This window comes from Actinoplanes sp. NPDC026623, from assembly GCF_040638275.1.
In the GTDB taxonomy this organism is placed as follows: Bacteria; Actinomycetota; Actinomycetes; order Mycobacteriales; family Micromonosporaceae; genus Actinoplanes.
The window spans coordinates 57,180-73,885 of sequence record NZ_JBEZXZ010000010.1; the positions used below are offsets into that span (position 1 = coordinate 57,180).

At 72.0% G+C, this 16,706-nt stretch carries 12 protein-coding genes; 7 read left to right on the plus strand and 5 right to left on the minus strand.

Annotation, left to right across the window (positions count from 1 at the left end):
• Nucleotides 1-11 precede the first annotated feature (11 nt).
• On the minus strand, nt 12-1,019 hold the full coding sequence (locus AB0F10_RS05125) for a beta family protein (RefSeq protein WP_360620520.1): 1,008 nt from the start codon (nt 1,017-1,019) through the stop codon (nt 12-14).
• Between the two features lie 104 nt (nt 1,020-1,123).
• Between AB0F10_RS05125 and AB0F10_RS05130 the strand changes: the two genes are divergently transcribed.
• Nucleotides 1,124-2,431, plus strand: a complete 1,308-nt coding sequence (locus tag AB0F10_RS05130; RefSeq protein ID WP_360620521.1) for an AAA family ATPase — start codon at nt 1,124-1,126, stop codon at nt 2,429-2,431.
• Nucleotides 2,432-2,527: 96 nt separating this feature from the next.
• Here AB0F10_RS05130 and AB0F10_RS05135 read toward each other — a convergent pair whose 3' ends face one another.
• Both AB0F10_RS05135 and AB0F10_RS05140 read right to left on the minus strand, forming a co-directional pair.
• On the minus strand, nt 2,528-2,941 hold the full coding sequence (locus AB0F10_RS05135; RefSeq protein ID WP_360620522.1) for a hypothetical protein: 414 nt from the start codon (nt 2,939-2,941) through the stop codon (nt 2,528-2,530).
• 138 nt (nt 2,942-3,079) lie between these two features.
• On the minus strand, nt 3,080-4,333 hold the full coding sequence (locus AB0F10_RS05140; protein ID WP_360620523.1) for a hypothetical protein: 1,254 nt from the start codon (nt 4,331-4,333) through the stop codon (nt 3,080-3,082).
• Between the two features lie 204 nt (nt 4,334-4,537).
• On the opposite strand from AB0F10_RS05140, the gene AB0F10_RS05145 reads away from it, so the two are divergent.
• From AB0F10_RS05145 to AB0F10_RS05155, 3 genes are read left to right on the plus strand one after another with little or no spacing between them, the layout of a single operon-like run.
• A complete protein-coding gene (locus AB0F10_RS05145; protein ID WP_360620524.1) occupies nt 4,538-4,924 on the plus strand; it encodes a hypothetical protein in 387 nt (128 codons plus the stop codon).
• Nucleotides 4,921-6,177 carry a hypothetical protein gene (locus AB0F10_RS05150; RefSeq protein ID WP_360620525.1) on the plus strand — a complete coding sequence of 419 codons (1,257 nt, stop codon included), beginning with the start codon at nt 4,921-4,923 and terminating at the stop codon, nt 6,175-6,177. The genes AB0F10_RS05145 and AB0F10_RS05150 overlap by 4 nt, the downstream gene beginning before the upstream one ends.
• Nucleotides 6,178-6,212: 35 nt before the next feature.
• Nucleotides 6,213-7,256 (plus strand): S8 family serine peptidase, encoded by a 1,044-nt coding sequence (locus tag AB0F10_RS05155; protein ID WP_360620526.1) that lies wholly within the window; start codon nt 6,213-6,215, stop codon nt 7,254-7,256.
• 19 nt (nt 7,257-7,275) lie between these two features.
• Here AB0F10_RS05155 and AB0F10_RS05160 read toward each other — a convergent pair whose 3' ends face one another.
• Entirely contained in the window at nt 7,276-8,508 is a 1,233-nt protein-coding gene (locus AB0F10_RS05160) for a hypothetical protein (RefSeq protein WP_360620527.1), read from the minus strand.
• A 383-nt stretch (nt 8,509-8,891) separates the two neighbouring features.
• Here AB0F10_RS05160 and AB0F10_RS05165 point away from each other — a divergent pair, with 383 nt between their 5' ends.
• The 3 genes from AB0F10_RS05165 to AB0F10_RS05175 all read left to right on the plus strand — a co-directional run bounded on the left by AB0F10_RS05165 (nt 8,892) and on the right by AB0F10_RS05175 (nt 14,718).
• A complete protein-coding gene (locus AB0F10_RS05165) occupies nt 8,892-9,524 on the plus strand; it encodes a hypothetical protein (RefSeq protein WP_360620528.1) in 633 nt (210 codons plus the stop codon).
• Nucleotides 9,525-9,620: 96 nt separating this feature from the next.
• Nucleotides 9,621-10,394: an SDR family oxidoreductase gene (locus AB0F10_RS05170; protein WP_360620529.1), complete on the plus strand. Its 774-nt coding sequence runs from the start codon at nt 9,621-9,623 to the stop codon at nt 10,392-10,394.
• Nucleotides 10,395-10,404: 10 nt separating this feature from the next.
• On the plus strand, nt 10,405-14,718 hold the full coding sequence (locus AB0F10_RS05175; protein ID WP_360620530.1) for an AAA domain-containing protein: 4,314 nt from the start codon (nt 10,405-10,407) through the stop codon (nt 14,716-14,718).
• A gap of 174 nt (nt 14,719-14,892) precedes the next feature.
• Here AB0F10_RS05175 and AB0F10_RS05180 read toward each other — a convergent pair whose 3' ends face one another.
• Nucleotides 14,893-16,476, minus strand: a complete 1,584-nt coding sequence (locus AB0F10_RS05180) for a restriction endonuclease (RefSeq protein ID WP_360620531.1) — start codon at nt 16,474-16,476, stop codon at nt 14,893-14,895.
• Nucleotides 16,477-16,706: the final 230 nt, after the last annotated feature.

Sequence of the window (16,706 nt, forward strand, 5' to 3'; positions counted from 1 at the left end):
TACGAAGGAAATCAGGTTGGCGTCAGTGCCTTCAGCACGTGTGCGATGTGGTGTGACGTGCTCCAGGCCATCCAGCTTGCCGAACTGCCGCCGCCGCGCGCGCTGCGGGCCTGCCGGGCGATCTGCGCGTCGCCCCAGGAGAACCGGGCGCCGGCCGCGGGCCACTGCGGCGAGTCGACAAGGGTCCGGCACAGGTCGTGACACCTGTCGTCGCTGCGGCCGCCGCGCCGCGCCCAGCGGTAGATCCACCAGTCCCGGTCGGCGGTGTAGCGCAGGGTGGGTAGCTGCCGGTGGCGGACGCCGAGCCGGCGTATCGGAGAGGTGACGCCGTAGTCGGCATAGCCGATGCCGGGTTCGCTGAGCCGGGACCAGACCTGGGCGTCGAGCCGCCCGACCGTGACCGGCTCGTCCGTCGGCAGGTCGTCGAGGTTCGGCGGCATCGCGCCGGCGGCGACGGTGACCGACCGCCACGGCGACGCCCGCGCCCAGCGCAGCACGTTACGGGCCCGCTCCTCGAACCGGTTGGCGTGCGCGGTGCAGGCGGTCTCGGCCAGGTCGATCACCAGGTCGACGCGCTCCACGTCGAGGCCGGCCCCGGCCAGCATCCGATCGGTGAGGACGGTCGCGGTGAGCGCGTTGCGGGCGTCGAGATGCGGCTGCAGCCGCAGGACCGCCCGGGTGAGGTGCATGCGCGCGGCCAGGCCGTGCTCCAGCAGTCGGCGAGGACTGTCGTACGCCCGGAGCACGGGCAGCATCGCGACGCCGACATCGGCGAGCTCCTCGGCGATGTCCAGGGGCGGCGAGGAGAGCGGATCCCAGGGATCCGCGATGGCGCCGAGGTCCACCGCGATGGCGTACGTCCTGGGCGGTATCTTTCGGACAAGCTGGGGAAGATGCTCGGTGGGGGAGACCTCGATGATCGGCAGCACCCGGCTCGCGGCTTCGGCGTCGAGATGGTGCAGGGCGGCAAGCTCTCCACGGCGAGGCCGCAGAATCGGCCGGTAGACACCATCGGTCATTTACTCAAGGTAGCGTCGGATACCCGACGTGTAACAATGTGGACGCGTTTACTCACACCTCGTGATGATCCGGTGCTCCCGGTGCGACGGGATACGGTGCGTCGGTGACCCTGTCTCCCGAGACTCCCGGCGCCGAGGCCGCCCGCGTGGTGGATGCGGTGCTGCGGGACCTGGCATCAACCGACCACCGCGGCATCGTGGTCGACTCGCCACCCGGAGCGGGCAAGAGCACCCTGGTCGTCCGCGCGGCGGGCGTGCTGGCCGCGGCCGGCGCCTCCCTGATGATCGTGGCGCAGACCAACGAACAGGTGGATGACCTGATCGCCCGCCTGGGCGCGGCCTCGCCGAACCTGTCGGTCGGCAGGCTGTCGGCGGTCGACTACGTGGCGTCGGAGCGGGTCCGCTCCCACCCGAGCTGCCGCGTGGGTGCCAAGGTGGCGGACCTGGGCGGCCCTCCGGTGACGATCGGCACGGCGGCGAAATGGGCGACGGTCACCGAGGGCACCTGGCCCTGGGCGATCGTCGACGAGGCGTACCAGATGCGCTCGGATGCGCTGCTGCGCGTGGCGCCCCGCTTCGACCGGGCCCTCTTCGTCGGCGACCCCGGGCAGCTGGACCCGTTCTCGACGGTGGAGGTCGACCGCTGGACCGGCCTGTCCTGGGACCCGATGCAGAGCGCGGTGGCGGTCCTGCTGCGCCACAACCCGGAGCTGCCGGTGCACCGGCTGCCCGTCTCGTGGCGCCTGCCGGCGTCGGCGGCGCCGGTGGTCGCGGCGGCGTTCTATCCGTTCACGGGCTTCCGCTCGGGCACCGGGCCCGGTGAGCGGTCGCTGAGCTTCGCCGGACCGGCCACCGCCGGTCTCGACGCGGTCCTGGACACCGCGGCGGCGACCGGCTGGGGCCTGCACGAGCTGCCGGCGCGCTTCACGGTACGCACGGACGCCGAGGCCGCGGCGGCGTGCGCGCACATCGCGGCCCGGGCACTGTCCCGCGGGGCGGTCGCCGAATCGGAGGCGGGCTCGGCGCCGCTGACCGCGTCGCGGATCGCGATCGGCGCGGCACACCGCGACCAGGTCGCGGCGATCCGCTCGTTCCTGCCGGAGCACGCGCGGGAGATCACGGTCGACACCGCGAACCGCCTGCAGGGCCGGGAGTACGACCTGACCGTGGTGCTGCACCCGCTGTCGGGGCGCCGGGACGCGACCGCCTTCCACCTCGAGTCGGGGCGGTTGTGCGTGCTCACGTCGCGGCACCGGCACGCCTGCGTGGTGGTGGCCCGGGCGGGCATCGCCGAACTGCTGGACGCGCACCCGTCGACGGAGCCGGTCCACCTGGGCGTACCGGTGAAGTTCCCGGACGGCTGGGAGGCGAACCAGTCGATGCTCGCCCACCTGAGCGGAGCCCGCCCCTGAAGCGTCGCGACCCGTCGGCTGCCGAGCCGGCCGGATACCGAGGTGGTATCCGGCCGGCTCAGCTTCGAGACGATGCCTGAATCGCTGTCCTTCGACTCAGGACTTGGTCGAGGCGCTGCAGTACCAGGAGCCGTACGGGACGCCACCGCTGGAGCGGAACTCACACGCGCGCACGGTGAGGTTCTCGCTGATGTCGTAGTTGCAGTGGCGAACCTCGGTGCCGTCGTCGCCGATCTTGGTGTCGTCGTTGCAACCGGTGCGCAGATCCACCCAGTGGTACCCGTCGCAGTTGACGTTGGCGCAGACGTACGACTGGAGAACGCCGTGCACCGCATAGCCGTCGGCATCGGTGTCATAGACGTAGAGCCAGTCGCCGTCCGGGTAGAACGACGTGATGCCCCAGCTCTTGTCGACGGCCACGGCGGACCCGCTCGCGGAGGCGGAATTCGCCGCACCCACGACCATGATCGCGCTCGCCGCCAGGGCCAGACCGAGCTGTGCCATTCTCATGAGCCTCATGATGAGTTCCCTTCGCGCCGGCGTTCGATGGAGACGAGAGTCAGCTCGCCGGCCGAAGATCTTTTTAGTGGCGGGATTGATTGATCTCGACAAAGCGGAAGGTGAATCAATCAATCCCGTACATGCCGCTCAGCGGCTCAGCCACGCCTTGATCCGCGGTGCGCAGCCGCGCTCGGCCGCCGCCCAGGACGTGCCGAACGCCTCACCGGAAGCCTGCGCCGGGCCGCGCCCGCCGTGCGCCATCCGGTCGAAGAAGTCGAGCATCCTCGCCTCGCCGAACGTCTCGCTCAGGCAGCGCATCGCGAAGAAGCCCATCCCGTAGTAGCCGCTGCGGTCCACCGACGAGCGCGACCACTGCAGATCGAGCTGCCGGGTCCACCCGATCTTCGCCGCCACCGCCCGGGCGTCGCCGGTCCGGTCGTACGCCGAGACCGGCCGGCCGGTCCACGCCACGTACTCCGCGATGCCCTCGGTGGCCCACTCCCCGACCCGGGTCGACGGGCCGAAACGGGTGGCGATGTGCGCCATCTCGTGCCGGAGCACGGTCTCGCCGCGGGCGTCGGCCCGGACCTTCGTCGTGTCGATGACGATGAAGCCCGACGTGCTGCTGGGGCGCAGCGCATATCCGAGGACGTCGCGGTCGGTGAAGGCCGAGAACCACGTGCGCCACTCCCGCCGGCCGGCCAGGAAGACGAGATAGCTGCCCATCCGCGGCTCGGTCAGCACGAACCGGTCCGCCACCACGGCCGCACGCTCCGCCGCGGCCAGCCACGCCGCCGGCCGCAGCCCGCCCCGCGGCGCCGCCACGATCACCCGGCGGCCGGCCGCGAAGGCCAGCGTGCCGCGTTCCCAGGGCGTCGGACGGCTCGGCAGCCGCGCCCCGGTGTCGAACGAGAACCGCACGAGCAGGGCCCGGTCGCCGGTGACCCGCCAGGCGGTCCGCGCCGTCAGCAGGTCGGTGCTCAGCTCCGGCGGGACGCCCGCCGCGGCACGCCCCCGGGTGCAGGTCGGCCCGGTGAAACAGACCCGGATCCTGACGTCGGTGTCCCACACCGGGCCGGTCTGCCAGGCGGCGGGCCCGGCCGGGTCGGTCACCCAGCCGGAGATCCGCAGGCCGCGGAGGTTGCGGTAAAGGCGGTGCATCTCGATGGTCAAGGACGGGTCGACATCGCGCAGCCAGCCGCGCTCGTCGCCGGCGATCAGCGCGTCGGCCTGCCGGCCGAGCGCGAACCGGATCACCGCGCGGGCGTGCGTGGCCGGCGACCCGCGCGGCGCCGCCGCATCGCCGGCCCGCGCGGCGTGGGCGCCGTCCCGCTCAAGCCGGTGATCTGGACTGGGCACGCCCAGACTTCCGCAGGCCAGGACGACAACCAGGACGAGCACGGACCAGAGGTACGGCGACCCGTGCCGTCGCCGCCTGTAATGCCCAGGCGCACCCACAGTGTTGGACATTACCGCTGAGGTCTGACGACTTCAGCCGCCCGGACGTCCACGCCGGACGCCGCCGTGACCGAGGGGCAACGGACCGTCGTACCACTTCGGTATCCTGAACAGGTCCTCGGGCGGGGTCGACGCAGGAGGGTTGCGATGGGCGACGGATCGATAAACGTGGAGACCGGCGGGCTCGACCGGTTCGCGGGCGACGTGAGCTTCTACGCCGACGAGGTCGACCCGCTCGACATCGACCGGGCCCGGCGGTCCTTCTCCGCCGGCATCACGTTCGGCCAGAAGAACGCCAGCGTGCCGCTGCTGCGGACCAAGGAAAACTACGCCAAGGCCCTGGCCAACTCCCTTACCAACCTCACCCGCTTCGTGGAGGCGGCGAAGATCCTGGCCGACGCCGCCGAGCAGGCGGCGCGGGAATTCCGGGCGGTGGACGACCGGTCCGCGAGGAGCATCGACAACATCAACTACATGCTGACGACCGCCACCGAGCGCGCGCAGGCGGCCCGTGACGGCGGGACGACACCATGAGCGACGGGGTCTTCGTTCCGGGCGGGGGCACGCCCTGGGCGGCCTACAACACGCCACGGATCTGGGCGATGGTCGAGGGCGAGGACAACCCGGAGTCCTGGCGCCAGGTCGCGGCGCTGGGCGCGATGGCCGGACTCCTCAAGGACCAGCGCAGCCGGTTGGAGTCCGCAAAGGAGTCCCTGGCAGAGGCCTGGCCCCCGGAGCAGAGTCCGGCGGCCAGCGCCTTCGTTGGGTTGATCGACGACCTGTTGTTCAACATGCAGAAGAACAAGGACGTCGCAGATGCAAACGCCGGCGCGTTGGGCCAGATCCTCGAAGAGTTGCGGCAGGCGAAGGCTGATATAGCGCCACTTTACGAGGCCTATCTGCAGAAAAAGGATGACTGGGTCCCGGCCTGGTGGGACGACGCCGAGGACGAATTGGACGATGCGGCCCGTGAGCGCATGCGTCGTGCGGAAGTGGTCATCGCTCACCCCGACAACGCCATAACCGCGCCTCCGGCCTATGAGCTCAAGCCCGACTTCACCAGGACCAAGATCGACAACGAGGGCGATCCTCGGAATCGGTCCAATTCGAGCGGCCAATCCGGTCTCAACGGTCGTGGGTCAGCGGCTGCCGGCAACGACGTCGACGTCCCGCACGACCCGCCGCCGCCCCTGCCGGGGCAAGATCCTTCAGGGTTCGGCGGAGCGACTCCGTCGGGTCCCTCCGGGCCGGGGCTCGCCGAGGTGGCGTCGCCACCTCCCGGATTGCCTGGCAATCCGTTGGCACCGGTGCCGTCACCGCCGTCCGGATTGCCCCCAAGCCCCAGCGGCGGCGGCTTGGTGATCGGCGGCGGGACGCCCTTCGGCCCTCCCATACCTGGGCCGGGGCCAGGGGGCGGTCGCGTGCCTTTCGGTCAACGCGTCGGAGGAGCGGCTCTCGGGCGAGGTGGCGTGTCGGCAGGTAAGCCCGTGACGCCTTCCTGGCTGCCTCCCGCCTCAGGCCAACCGACACGCGGAGGTTCGAGCGCCGGCCGGCCCGGCGCGACTCGTCCTGGAGCCGGCCGTCCAGGCACAACGAGTCCGCTCATGGGCTCGTCCGCGGCGCCGATGACGGGCGGTCGCCATTCGGGCGGTAAGCGCGGCGACGCCGCACCGTTCGATCCCGACAACCCCTGGGTGACCGCAGAGGGCGTCGATCCCGTGATCGAGCCCTCCAGACAAGAGCATCGTCACGATCCTGGTCCCGGCGTCATCGGATGGCATGAGTGAAGCGAGCGGTAGCTGTCGGAGTCATCTCCTGTCTGATGACACCTTTGCTGGGTGTCTCGCCCGCGCGGGCCGACCAGCGCAGGGACTCCCAGTGGTATCTGAAGTCTCTGCACGTTGCGCAGGCCCATCGCATCACCGAGGGCGCAGGCGTCACGGTCGCAGTGGTCGACACCGGGGTCCAAGCGGACCATCCCGATCTCGACGGAGCTGTGCTGAGCGGCTTCAACGCGTTGGGGTCCGGAGACGGCCGCGAGGATGCCCAGGGCCATGGCACGGCGATGGCCGGAATCATCGCCGCACGCGGCAGGAGCGGTGATCGTGGGATTCTCGGAATTGCTCCCGCCGCCAAGATTCTGCCCATCACGCCGGCCGCCAGCCCCCTAGTCGTAACGGACGGCATCAGGTGGGCGGTCGACCACGGCGCAAAGGTGATCAACCTTTCGATCGGGGTGATCGATGACGAAGGACTCGCAGCCGCGATCAAGGAGGCAGCCGCTGCCGACGTCGTGCTCGTAGCCGCGACAGGGAATGACGGCGAGCAGGGCATCAAGGGTGATTACCCGGCCGCCTACCCGGAGGTGCTCGCCGTGGGAGCCACCGACCGCGATGGAAAGAGCGCGGCTTTTTCGCATCGCGGGTCGCAGCTGGACCTGGTGGCGCCCGGCGTCGACATGACTGTGGCAAACGGTGCGGCCGACGGCGACTACAGCGTTGTAAACGGCACGAGCACGTCGACCGCGATCGTGTCGGGTGCTGCTGCCCTGATCAGGGCGAAGTATCCGGAGCTGTCGGCGGCCCAGGTCGTCAAGGCCTTGGAGTCCGCCGCGGTGGACAAGGGGCCGGCCGGGCGCGACGACGCATACGGCTACGGCGAGTTGGATCTGGTGGCCGCGCTCGATGTAGCCGCCTCCATGACACCCGGCCCCGCGGCCTCATCGGCCGTCCCGGCGCCCGCCTTCGAGCCGATCCGCGAGGACTCGATCATGCCGCAGATCTCGGCCGTCGTCTGGGGCGTCCTGGTGATCGGCGGCGTGATCCTGGCGCTGGTGTCCCGACGGCGTCGTTCCCGGTCCGGCTGATCCGCCGCCGTCACCAGGGTCAGGGCTTGAGCCAGCCCGTGATCACCGGCCGGCAGGCGCTCTCCACCGCGTCCCACGGCCTGTTCAGCGCCGAGCGCGAGGCCTCGGCCGGCGACTCGCCCCGCCGGACCACCTCCGTGAAGAAGTTCAGCAGCCTGGTCTCGCCGTACTTCTCCGCGATGCAGCGCATCGCCAGGAAGCCCATCGCGTAGAACCCGAAGCGTTCCTCGGGGTCCGTCGACCATTCCAGGTCCAGCCGTCCGCGCCAGCCGGTGTGCTGGACGTGCCAGCGCGCGTCCAGGATGAGCTCGTACGACTGCACCGGCACGCCCGCGTACGCGATGTATTCGGCCATGCCCTCGACCGCCCAGTCGTCGCCGGTGTCCAGCGTTCCGAGCAGTGTCGCGATGTGTCCCAGCTCGTGCCGGAGCAGGCACTCGTCGCCGAAGTCCGCGTCGATCCGGGTCGCGTCGACCACCGCGAACGCGGTCGATTCGCTGGTGCGGTCCACGAAGGCGGCCGCCTCGTGGTTGGTGCCCACCGCCCTGTCCCATTCCTGCTTGCCGGCGAGGAACACGAGGTATCTGCCCGGTTTCGGGGTTGTCAGCGTGTAACGGTCTGCGACCCGCGCGGCCCGCTCCGCCGCGGGCAGCCATTGTGCCGGTGTCGCCCCGTCCAGGTTCTCCGGCGCCGCGATCACCACCCGCCGGCCGGTGGCGAACGTCAGCGTCGCGTTCTTCCACGGCACCGGGCCGTCCGACGCGAACTGCTTGAAGCCCGTCAGGGTCGCGCGGCCGGCGATCACGGTCCAGGTGGTGCGGGCGGAGATGACGTCGTCGAGCGGCACGTACGTCTCCGGGGTGCGGGCGCAGACCGGCGCGGCGAAGCACACCCGGATCTGGATCTCCGTCTCCCACTGTGCACCCTGTTCGACGCCGCGGGTGCGCGGGAGCCAGCCCGACACCTGCAGTCCGCGCAGGTTCGCGTACAGGCGGTTCCAGTCTTTGGACAGGGCCGGGTCGACGTTGCTCAGCCATCCGGTCCGGTCGCCGCGCAGCAGCGCGGCGCCCTGCCCGTCGAGCGTGGCGCGGATCGCCCGCTCGGCGCCGCGGGACCGGGCCGAGGTGGCGCGGGCGTGGGTCAGGCTGAGCGCGAAGAGGCCCCCGCAGAGCAGGGTCAGCACCCCGAGCGCGGCCACCCAGCGGTCGACTCGCCGGGTGGACGGCTGCGCGGTGCGGGCCTCGCCGATCACAGCCGGGCACCCTACCAACCGCGGTGCGCGGCGACGAGGGGCCGAGCACTGTCAGTAGCTGTTTGCACGACGGTCACCGGCTCGAAATGTGGGAGCGGTCTACTGTCGGATAGAGGACAGATCCGCGATCTCACATGCAACTTGCACGTGCGGTTCGCCGTGCAAGTTGCATGTGATGCGGGTCACGGACCTGCTGCTTCGACGCCGCGGCAACAGTATGACCGTCCTGCTTGTTTTCATTCATGGACGTATTTGGAAACTGGTCTGGATTGTCTTCCAGTCGATCTCCGCGAGTGGAACTCTCTAGCCAGGCGTAGCGCCAGCGACACGGACGGTGGTGGTAGCGAATGCGTCCAGACGTTCTGGTCGGTCCTAGCGAATGGGTGGTCGAGCAGTTCGGCGACAAAATTGCCGCTGAACTCTGGACCCGAGTCCCCGAAGCCTTGAGCACGGCGATCGACCGCGAGGTCAACGCCCACCCGGCCACGACGACCACCACCGAACGAGTGCTGGCCAACCCGCGCTGGCCCTTGCCGTACGAGGAACTGGTCCTCTTTCTCGGCACGCTGCCCGGCGCTGAGGTGATAAGCGTACCCAAATCCGTCTACCAATTGGTCGTCATCAACGGCCATGTGGTGGTGCCGTGGTGCTACGGCCAGTCGGCGCGCATGTCCATGCGTGACGCCGAGGTGGATCGCTCGTTCGGCCGGCTCGCCCGCGAGCTGCTGCGCCGTTTCGGTCCGCCGTGGCGTCGTTCCCAGGTCGAGGCTCCGCTGCCGCTGGACGCCGTCGACGAGCGTGAGGTCTCCAAGATCTGCGCCGCCATCGCCATGATCGAGCCGACGCCCGAGGTCGTGATCGCCGGGTACGCGGGTGCCGCCAATCTCGGTCTGCTGCGCGCCTGCCTCGGCGAGATCAAGTCGTCCTCGAACGGCCTGCTCAGCTGGAGTCACCTGGACGACCTGCCGCTGCCTCCGCCGGTCATTCCGCGGCCCCGCCGCATGCGTTTCCCGTAACTCGTAGCCAGGTCCAGACGCCCGTCGCCCGCCTCCGGTGGGCGACGGGCGTCTGTGAGGCCGTGCGGCGCGGAGATCCGGCTGGGAGGCTGAGGCATGGCTTCCTACGTGGTGACCGGCGGCGGGCGCGGCGTCGGCCGGGCCGTCGTCGAACGGCTGGCGGGCGCGGGCGGCGACGTCGCGGTGATCGAGTTCGACGACGCCGCCCTCGACTGGGCCGGCACCCATCCGGCGGCCGGGCGGATCGTGCCGGTGATCGGCGACGCCGCCGATCCGGCGGTCGCCGAGCGGGCGGCGGCCGCGGTGCCCGCGCCGTTGGCCGGCTGGATCAACAACGCCGCGGTGTTCCGGGACGCGTGGCTGCACGAGGTGCCGCCGGACGAGATGCTCGATCTGATCGGCCTCAATCTTCGTCCGGTGGTGGTCGGCAGCGCCGCGGCCGTCCGCGCGTTCCTGCCGCAGGGGCCGGGCGCGATCGTGAACGTCTCCTCGCACCAGGCGCAGCGCGCGGTGCGGGGCGCGCTCGCCTACGCCACGGCGAAGGCGGCCGTCGAGGGGCTGACCAGGGCGCTCGCGGTCGACTATGGACCGCACGGCATCCGGGTCAACGCGGTGGCGCTCGGGTCGATCGGCACCGAACGCGCCGAGGCGCACGTCGCCGGGCTTACCGAGGCCGGCGCCGAGCACTTCGCGCGCGAGATCCGGTTGCTGCAGCCGCTGGGGCGGATGGGGCGGCCGGCGGAGGTCGCCGACGTGGTCGCGTTCCTGCTGTCCGACGCGGCGAGCTTCCTCAACGGCGCGGTGCTGCCGGTCGACGGCGGCCGCGCGGCGCTGGGGCGCGACCCCGAGGAGGCGGCGTACGTCGGATAACCTGCGAAGAATGTCCCAGCCGCATCAGGAGTCGCCAACGGTCATCCGGGATCGGGCCGTCTCCGTCGCGGATTACCTGCTCGCCGTGCGCGCGCACATGGAACGCCCGGCGCGCACGGTGCCCGCCGACGCCCACCGCCTCGACGCCTTCCCCGCGCACCCGGCCGTCGAGATCGGGCCCGCCGCCGACGGCACCAGCTGGCTTCGGGTGGGGCTGCCGGACCTGCCCGGCCCGGTCGCGGTCCCCGCGGAGCTGCGCCGCCGGCTCAACGAGATCAGCGCGACCGACGAGCCCAGGGCGGCCGCCGCCGCCGCGGACGACCCGCCGGACGTGAGCTTCGAGACCTGGCGTGACCAGGTCTGGCGGCCGTGGGCGCTGCTCAGCCAGGAGGCGGAGAAGACCCGGAACCTGCACCGGCAGCTCTTCGACCTCATGCACCAGATCGACATGACCGCCGCGACCACCGAGCTGGTCTGGGGTCACGGCCTCCTGGAGACCGCCGTCGGCGACCAGCGGGTGCGCTATCCGCTGGTCGCGACCCCGGTGATCATCGAGTACGAGCCGGACCGTTCCCTGATCACCGTCTCGCCGCGGGGCCCGTCCCGGCTGCAGACCGACGCGCTCGCCGGGCTCGACGAGCGCTACCTCGGCCAGCTGCTCGCCCTGGCCGGACCGGCCGGCACCCTCGAAGTGGACCTGTGGAACGACCTGGAGCGCCGCGAGCTCTTCGAGCGCGCCCTCGGCCGGCTCGGTTACGAGCGTCGGGTGCTTGCACCGGGGCAGACCGCGTCCGGTCCGCACCTGGTCGACACCGGACTCCTCTTCGCCCGGCCCCGGCAGCGACTGCTCCGCGGCTTCCTGGAGAGCCTGCGCGACCGCCTGCTCGCCGGCGACACGGGCAGCATCGGCGCGCTGGCCGCGATCGTCGCGCACGAGCCCAGCCGGCTCCGGATGCCCGACGACCGCCCCGACGACTGGCACCGGGTCGGCGAGCGGCTGCTCATGCCGTTGCCGACCAACGCGGCGCAGGAGTCGATCGCCCGCCGCCTCGCCCTGCACCGCAACGTCGCCGTGCAGGGCCCGCCCGGCACCGGCAAGACGCACACCATCCGCAACCTGATCTGCCATCTGATGGCCAACGGCAAGCGGGTGCTGGTCGTCGCGCAGAAGGAGGACCCGCTGCGGGTGCTGCGCGACGGGCTTCCCGAGGAGGTGCAGGCGCTCTGCCTGGCCGTGCTCGGCCGCACCACCGACCAGCTGGTCCAGCTGCAGCTCGCCGCGCGCGAGCTCTCCGACCGGGCCGCCACCCTGGACAAGACGGCCGAGGCGGCCCGCGTCGAACGGCTCACCCGCCGGCTCGAGGACGCCGAGCGGGACCTGGCCACCGCGCTGGGCGGCCTGCGGGCGATCGCGGAGAACGAGGCCGCCACGTACCGGATCGACGACATCGATCTCTCGCCCGCCGACGTCGGTTCCTGGCTGCGGGAGCGGGCCGCCGCCGACGGCGGCATTCCCGACGCGGTGACGCCGTCCGACCGGCCCCCGCTGTCCGCGGACGAGTTCGCGGCGCTGCTCGACCTCGCCGCGCGGCTCGCGCCCGCGGACCGGGCGGCCGCGCTGCGCCCGCTGCCGGACGTCGCGGCCCTGCCCGGCGCGGCGGCGGCACGGGCCGCGCGGGCCGATCGGGAGGCGGCCGCCGACCGCGTCTCCCGCTTGGAGCTGGCCGGCGTCGACACCGATTCCGTACGCGCACAGGGCCCCAGCCTCGTATCCGCGCTGTTGGAAGGGCTGCGGGACGCGGTCGCCTGGCTGCAGCGCCGCGAGGGCACCTGGACCGACCGGCTCGGGCGGCTGCTGTCCGACCCGCACTGGGCCACCATGTGGACCGACCACGTCCGGGCGACCGAGGAGTTGCAGCGCTCGCTGGCCGACCTCGCCCGCCTCCTCGGCGGGCACCGCATCACCGCCGCGAACGCGTTGACGGCCGAGCCGAAGCGGCTCCTCGCCGGCCTCGGTGAGCTGCGCGAGCGCTTCGCCGCGGGCCGGGGCGTCAACCGGCTGCTCCAGGCCGGCCTGTGGCGCATCGCCGACGAGGTCCGCGTCGACGGCGAGCCGCTGCGCACCGTCGAGGACGCCGACCTGGCCTCGGCCTGGGTGCGCCGGGGCCAGGCGCAGCGCCGGCTCGGCGAGCACTGGACCGAGTGGATCCAGCGGCTCGGCATCCCCGCGCGCCCCGGCGACCCGGAGGTGTGGGCGGGAACGCTGCTCGCCGAGGCCGCGCAGTCGCTGGGCTGGGACGCGCGACAGTGGCCCGAGCTCTCCGCCCGCCTGCGGGTGCTCGCACCCCAGGAGGAGCTGGACCTGGACCCGGCCCGGCTGTCCGAGGTCTCGGCCGTGCTTGACGACTACGTTGTCGTCTTCGAGCTGGACGAGCTGGACGCGAGCGACCGCGCGGTGGCCGACGCCCTGGTGCCGTGGCCGGAGCTCGCCGCGGCCTGGTTCGACCCCGCGCTGACCGAGTGGGACGCCCTGGTCGCCGAGGCGGGCCGGCTGGTCGCGCTCAGGCCCGAGGCGGCCCGGTACGCCGAGCTGCGGGACCGGCTGGCCGAGGTGGCGCCGCAGTGGGCGGAGCAGGTCGGCGCCGGACTCGTGCCGGCCGTGTCCGGGGCCGCCTGCCTGCGGGCCTGGCGCTGGCGGCAGGCGCAGACGTGGTTCGACCTGGTGGTCGGCAGCGTGGATCCGGCCGTGCTGAACCGCCGGGTGGAGCTGGGCCGCGACAGGATCCGGCGGCTCACCGGGGACCTGGTCGTGGCGTCCGCCTGGCTCGAGGTCGCCCGGGCGCTCGACGACCGGCGGCGGGCCGCGCTCGCCGACTGGACCACCGCCCTCCGCAAGATCGGCAAGGGCACCGGCCGCACCGCGGCGGCCTGGCAGGCGCACGCGCAGCGGGCGATGGAGTCGGCCGTCGAGGCCGTGCCGGTCTGGGTCATGTCCGTGGACCGGGCCATCGAGCAGTTCGCCGGCGGCGCGCACTTCGACGTGGTGATCGTGGACGAGGCGTCGCAGGCCGACCTGTTCGCGCTGCCGGTGCTGTCGCTGGCCGAGCGGGCCGTGGTGGTCGGCGACGACCAGCAGATCGGGCCGCAGCTTGGCTTCGTCGGCTCGGTGGCCGGCCTGATCCACAGCCACCTCGGCGACGTGCCGTCCGCCGAGCACTTCGACCCCGAGTCCTCGCTGTACGACCACGCGGTGCGCCGCTCGCCCGAGCGGATCCTGCTCACCGAGCACTTCCGCTGCGTGCCGCAGATCATCGAGTTCTCGTCGCGGCACTACTACGACGGCAAGATCCAGCCGCTGCGCGCGGACCGGCCACTGTCGGCCCCGGTGCGGCCGGTCTTCATACCGGACGGGGTCCGGCAGCCGCTGGCACCGTACGGCGACGTGAACGTGGCGGAGGCGGACGCGCTGGTGGCGCAGGTGGCGGCGCTGGTCGCGGACCCGGCGTACCGCGGCCGGACCATCGGCGTGATCAGCCTGCTCAGCACCAGCGGCCAGGCGACCTATCTGCTGGGCGCGCTGCGTGAGGCGATCGGCGAGGACGAGATGGAGGCGCGCCGGCTGCGGGTCGGCGACGCTTACACGTTCCAGGGCGACGAGCGCGACGTGGTGTTCGTGTCGATGGTGGTCTCCGACAACGACGGGCGGCCGGCCGCGTTCACCAAGCGGGAGTATCACCGCCGGATCAACGTCGCCGCGTCCCGGGCCCGCGACCAGCTCTGGATCTTCCACTCGGTCCGGGCGTCGTCGCTGCTCGCGGACGACGCCCGGGCGCTGCTGCTCAACTACGCGCTGAACCTGCCGGCGCAGACCACGGCGCCGGATCTCGAGGTGCTCTGCGAGTCCGACTTCGAGCGCGAGGTGCTGCGCCGCCTGGTGAAACGCGGTTACCGGCCGACGCCGCAGTTCCGGATCGGCGGCTACCGGATCGACCTCGTCCTGAACGCGCCGGACGGCCGCCGCCTGGCGATCGAGTGCGACGGCGACGCTTATCACGGGCCGGAGCAGTGGGAGAGCGACATGCGCCGGCAGGCGGTGCTGGAGCGGGTCGGCAACTGCGTCTTCGTCCGCATTCGCGGCAGCATCTTCGCCCGCGAGCCGGAGGCGGCCCTGCGCCCGCTCTGGCAGCGCATCGAGGAGCTCGACATAGCACCCTGGAACCCGATCAACGAGGCACCCGCGGACGAGCCTCCCGCAGACGAGCCGGCCGTCGGCGAGCCTCGCGCGGACGAGCCCCCGGTCAGCGAGCGGCCCGCTCCCCGGTGAGCCGGGCCGGCGGCGTGCGGACGTCGTCGACGATCACCACGACCCGGTGCAAGGATTCTTGCGGCATGTGCGATTCGTGGCACCCCGACCGTCGGCGACCGGCACGACGAGATCCCGGACCACGTCGACGCCACCACCGGCCACGACCTGCGGCTGTAGCACCACAGTTGGGCCCTAGGCCCCCTCGATCCGCGCCTTCACCCCGGAGTGCTCGAAGAGCAGGTTGAGGAGCGCCGGCCCGTCCAGCAGCTCGACGGGCCGGCCGGCGACCGCCTCGGGCGCGGGTGCCTCGTACCCGTCGAGGGCGACCAGGATCCCCTTGGTGGCCCCGGCGGCGGCGACCCGCTCGGCCAGTTCGGTCGCGTCGCCCGCGCAGGCCGGCCGGCCGCGTACGGCGTGGATCACGACCGGGCCGCCGAACAGCGGCCGCGGATCCGTGGCCAGCCAGCGCGGGCCCTCCTCGGGCTCGCCCATCGCCAGGCCCATGTTGCCGAACAGGTCGCGGAGCAGCCGCTCGTAATCCGCGGCCGGCATGGTCGCCAGGTTCGGCCGCTCGTCGATGTCGGCGAGCACGTTGAACTCGCCGGTGAAGTCCTGGTCGGCCTCGGAGTCGAAATCGATCACGGGGGTGACGCCGTCCAGCTGATCCGGCCGGTCGGAGAGCCGGGCCCGCAGGTGCCCGAGGCAGGCGATCGGGTCGACCCGGCGCAGCTTGATCGCGGCGAAGGTGTCCCGGTCGGTGCGCACCGACACCAGGCAGGGGCGCACGCCGCGGCCGGTGCGCCGGTCGACGGTGTCCACGATGCCGTTGAACAGCACCTCCGTGACCAGGGCGCCGCGGTCCGCCTCGACGATCTCGTGCACGGTGCGCAGCGCCACCATCGCGATGACCTCGGTGTAGCGCCGCCGGATCTCGGCCTCGTCGCGCGGCACCGCCGTCAGGTCGTCGCGGGACCTGTCGTAGCGGCACTCCTTCATCGCCGGGATCACCTCGACCGCGGGCAGGTGGTACTCGACCAGCAGGTGCCGCTGCTTCGGCAGGTACGCGAGGCGGAAGTGCTGCGGGAAGTCGTCCGGGTAGACCGAGTTGCCCAGCACCATCGCGAAGTACTCCACGACCGAGGCCGGGTCCGCGGCCGCCACCGCCGCCGCGAAGCGGTCGACCTCCGCGTTGTAGGAGGTCAGCTTCGCCTCGTAGCGCCGGCGGTTCTCCGCGTACTGCCGCTCGCGGGCGGCCAGTTGCCGCAACCTGCGCTCCTCCGCGCCGGCCCAGCGGTCGTGGGCTTCCTGGAATGCCAGCTTCGCCGCGGCGACCTGCTGCTGGTGGCTTCGCTCGCCGCCCAGGATCCGGCCGACGCCGCGCGGCTCCGGCGGCGTGAAGCTCTCCCACCTGGGCTCGGACAGCGGCCTGCCCAGTTTGCCGGGATCGAACGGCGGCACCCGCACCGGCTTCTTGAACCGGTCCAGGTCGATGTGGTCGTCGACATCCAGCGTGGACAGCAGCAGCACGTCGAGGTCGGTCAGCCGGGCCCGCACGTCGGCGTTCGCCGCGGCCGCGCCGGCTGCGCGCGCCTCCGCGTACAGGCGGCGTTGCTCGCGCTGTCGCGCCGCGTCGGCGGCCGCCCGCTGCGCCGCCGTGACCGCGAGCTCGGCGTTGCGCCGGATCAGCTGGCGCTGCTGTTCAGCCGCCGTGCGCGCCCGCTGCTCGGCGGCCTCCTGCGTCGCCTGCGCCCGCTGCATGTCCCGAATGATGCCCATACGTCGTCGTCCTCGCTCATGTGCCCGAAGGGCCACCATATCCACCGCCCCGCGATGTCGTTACGCGGTGCATGGCCGTCGGAGCTGTGTGTAGATGTCGGTCGAAGCTGCGGGGGCGGGTGTTGCCGTAGGTTCCACATTCAACACTGGCAGTGACTGTCCGTCATGGACCCGCCGGTCACCGGGCGCGGATGAGGCGCGGCGGGCGTTCACCCGATCAGCTAAATTCA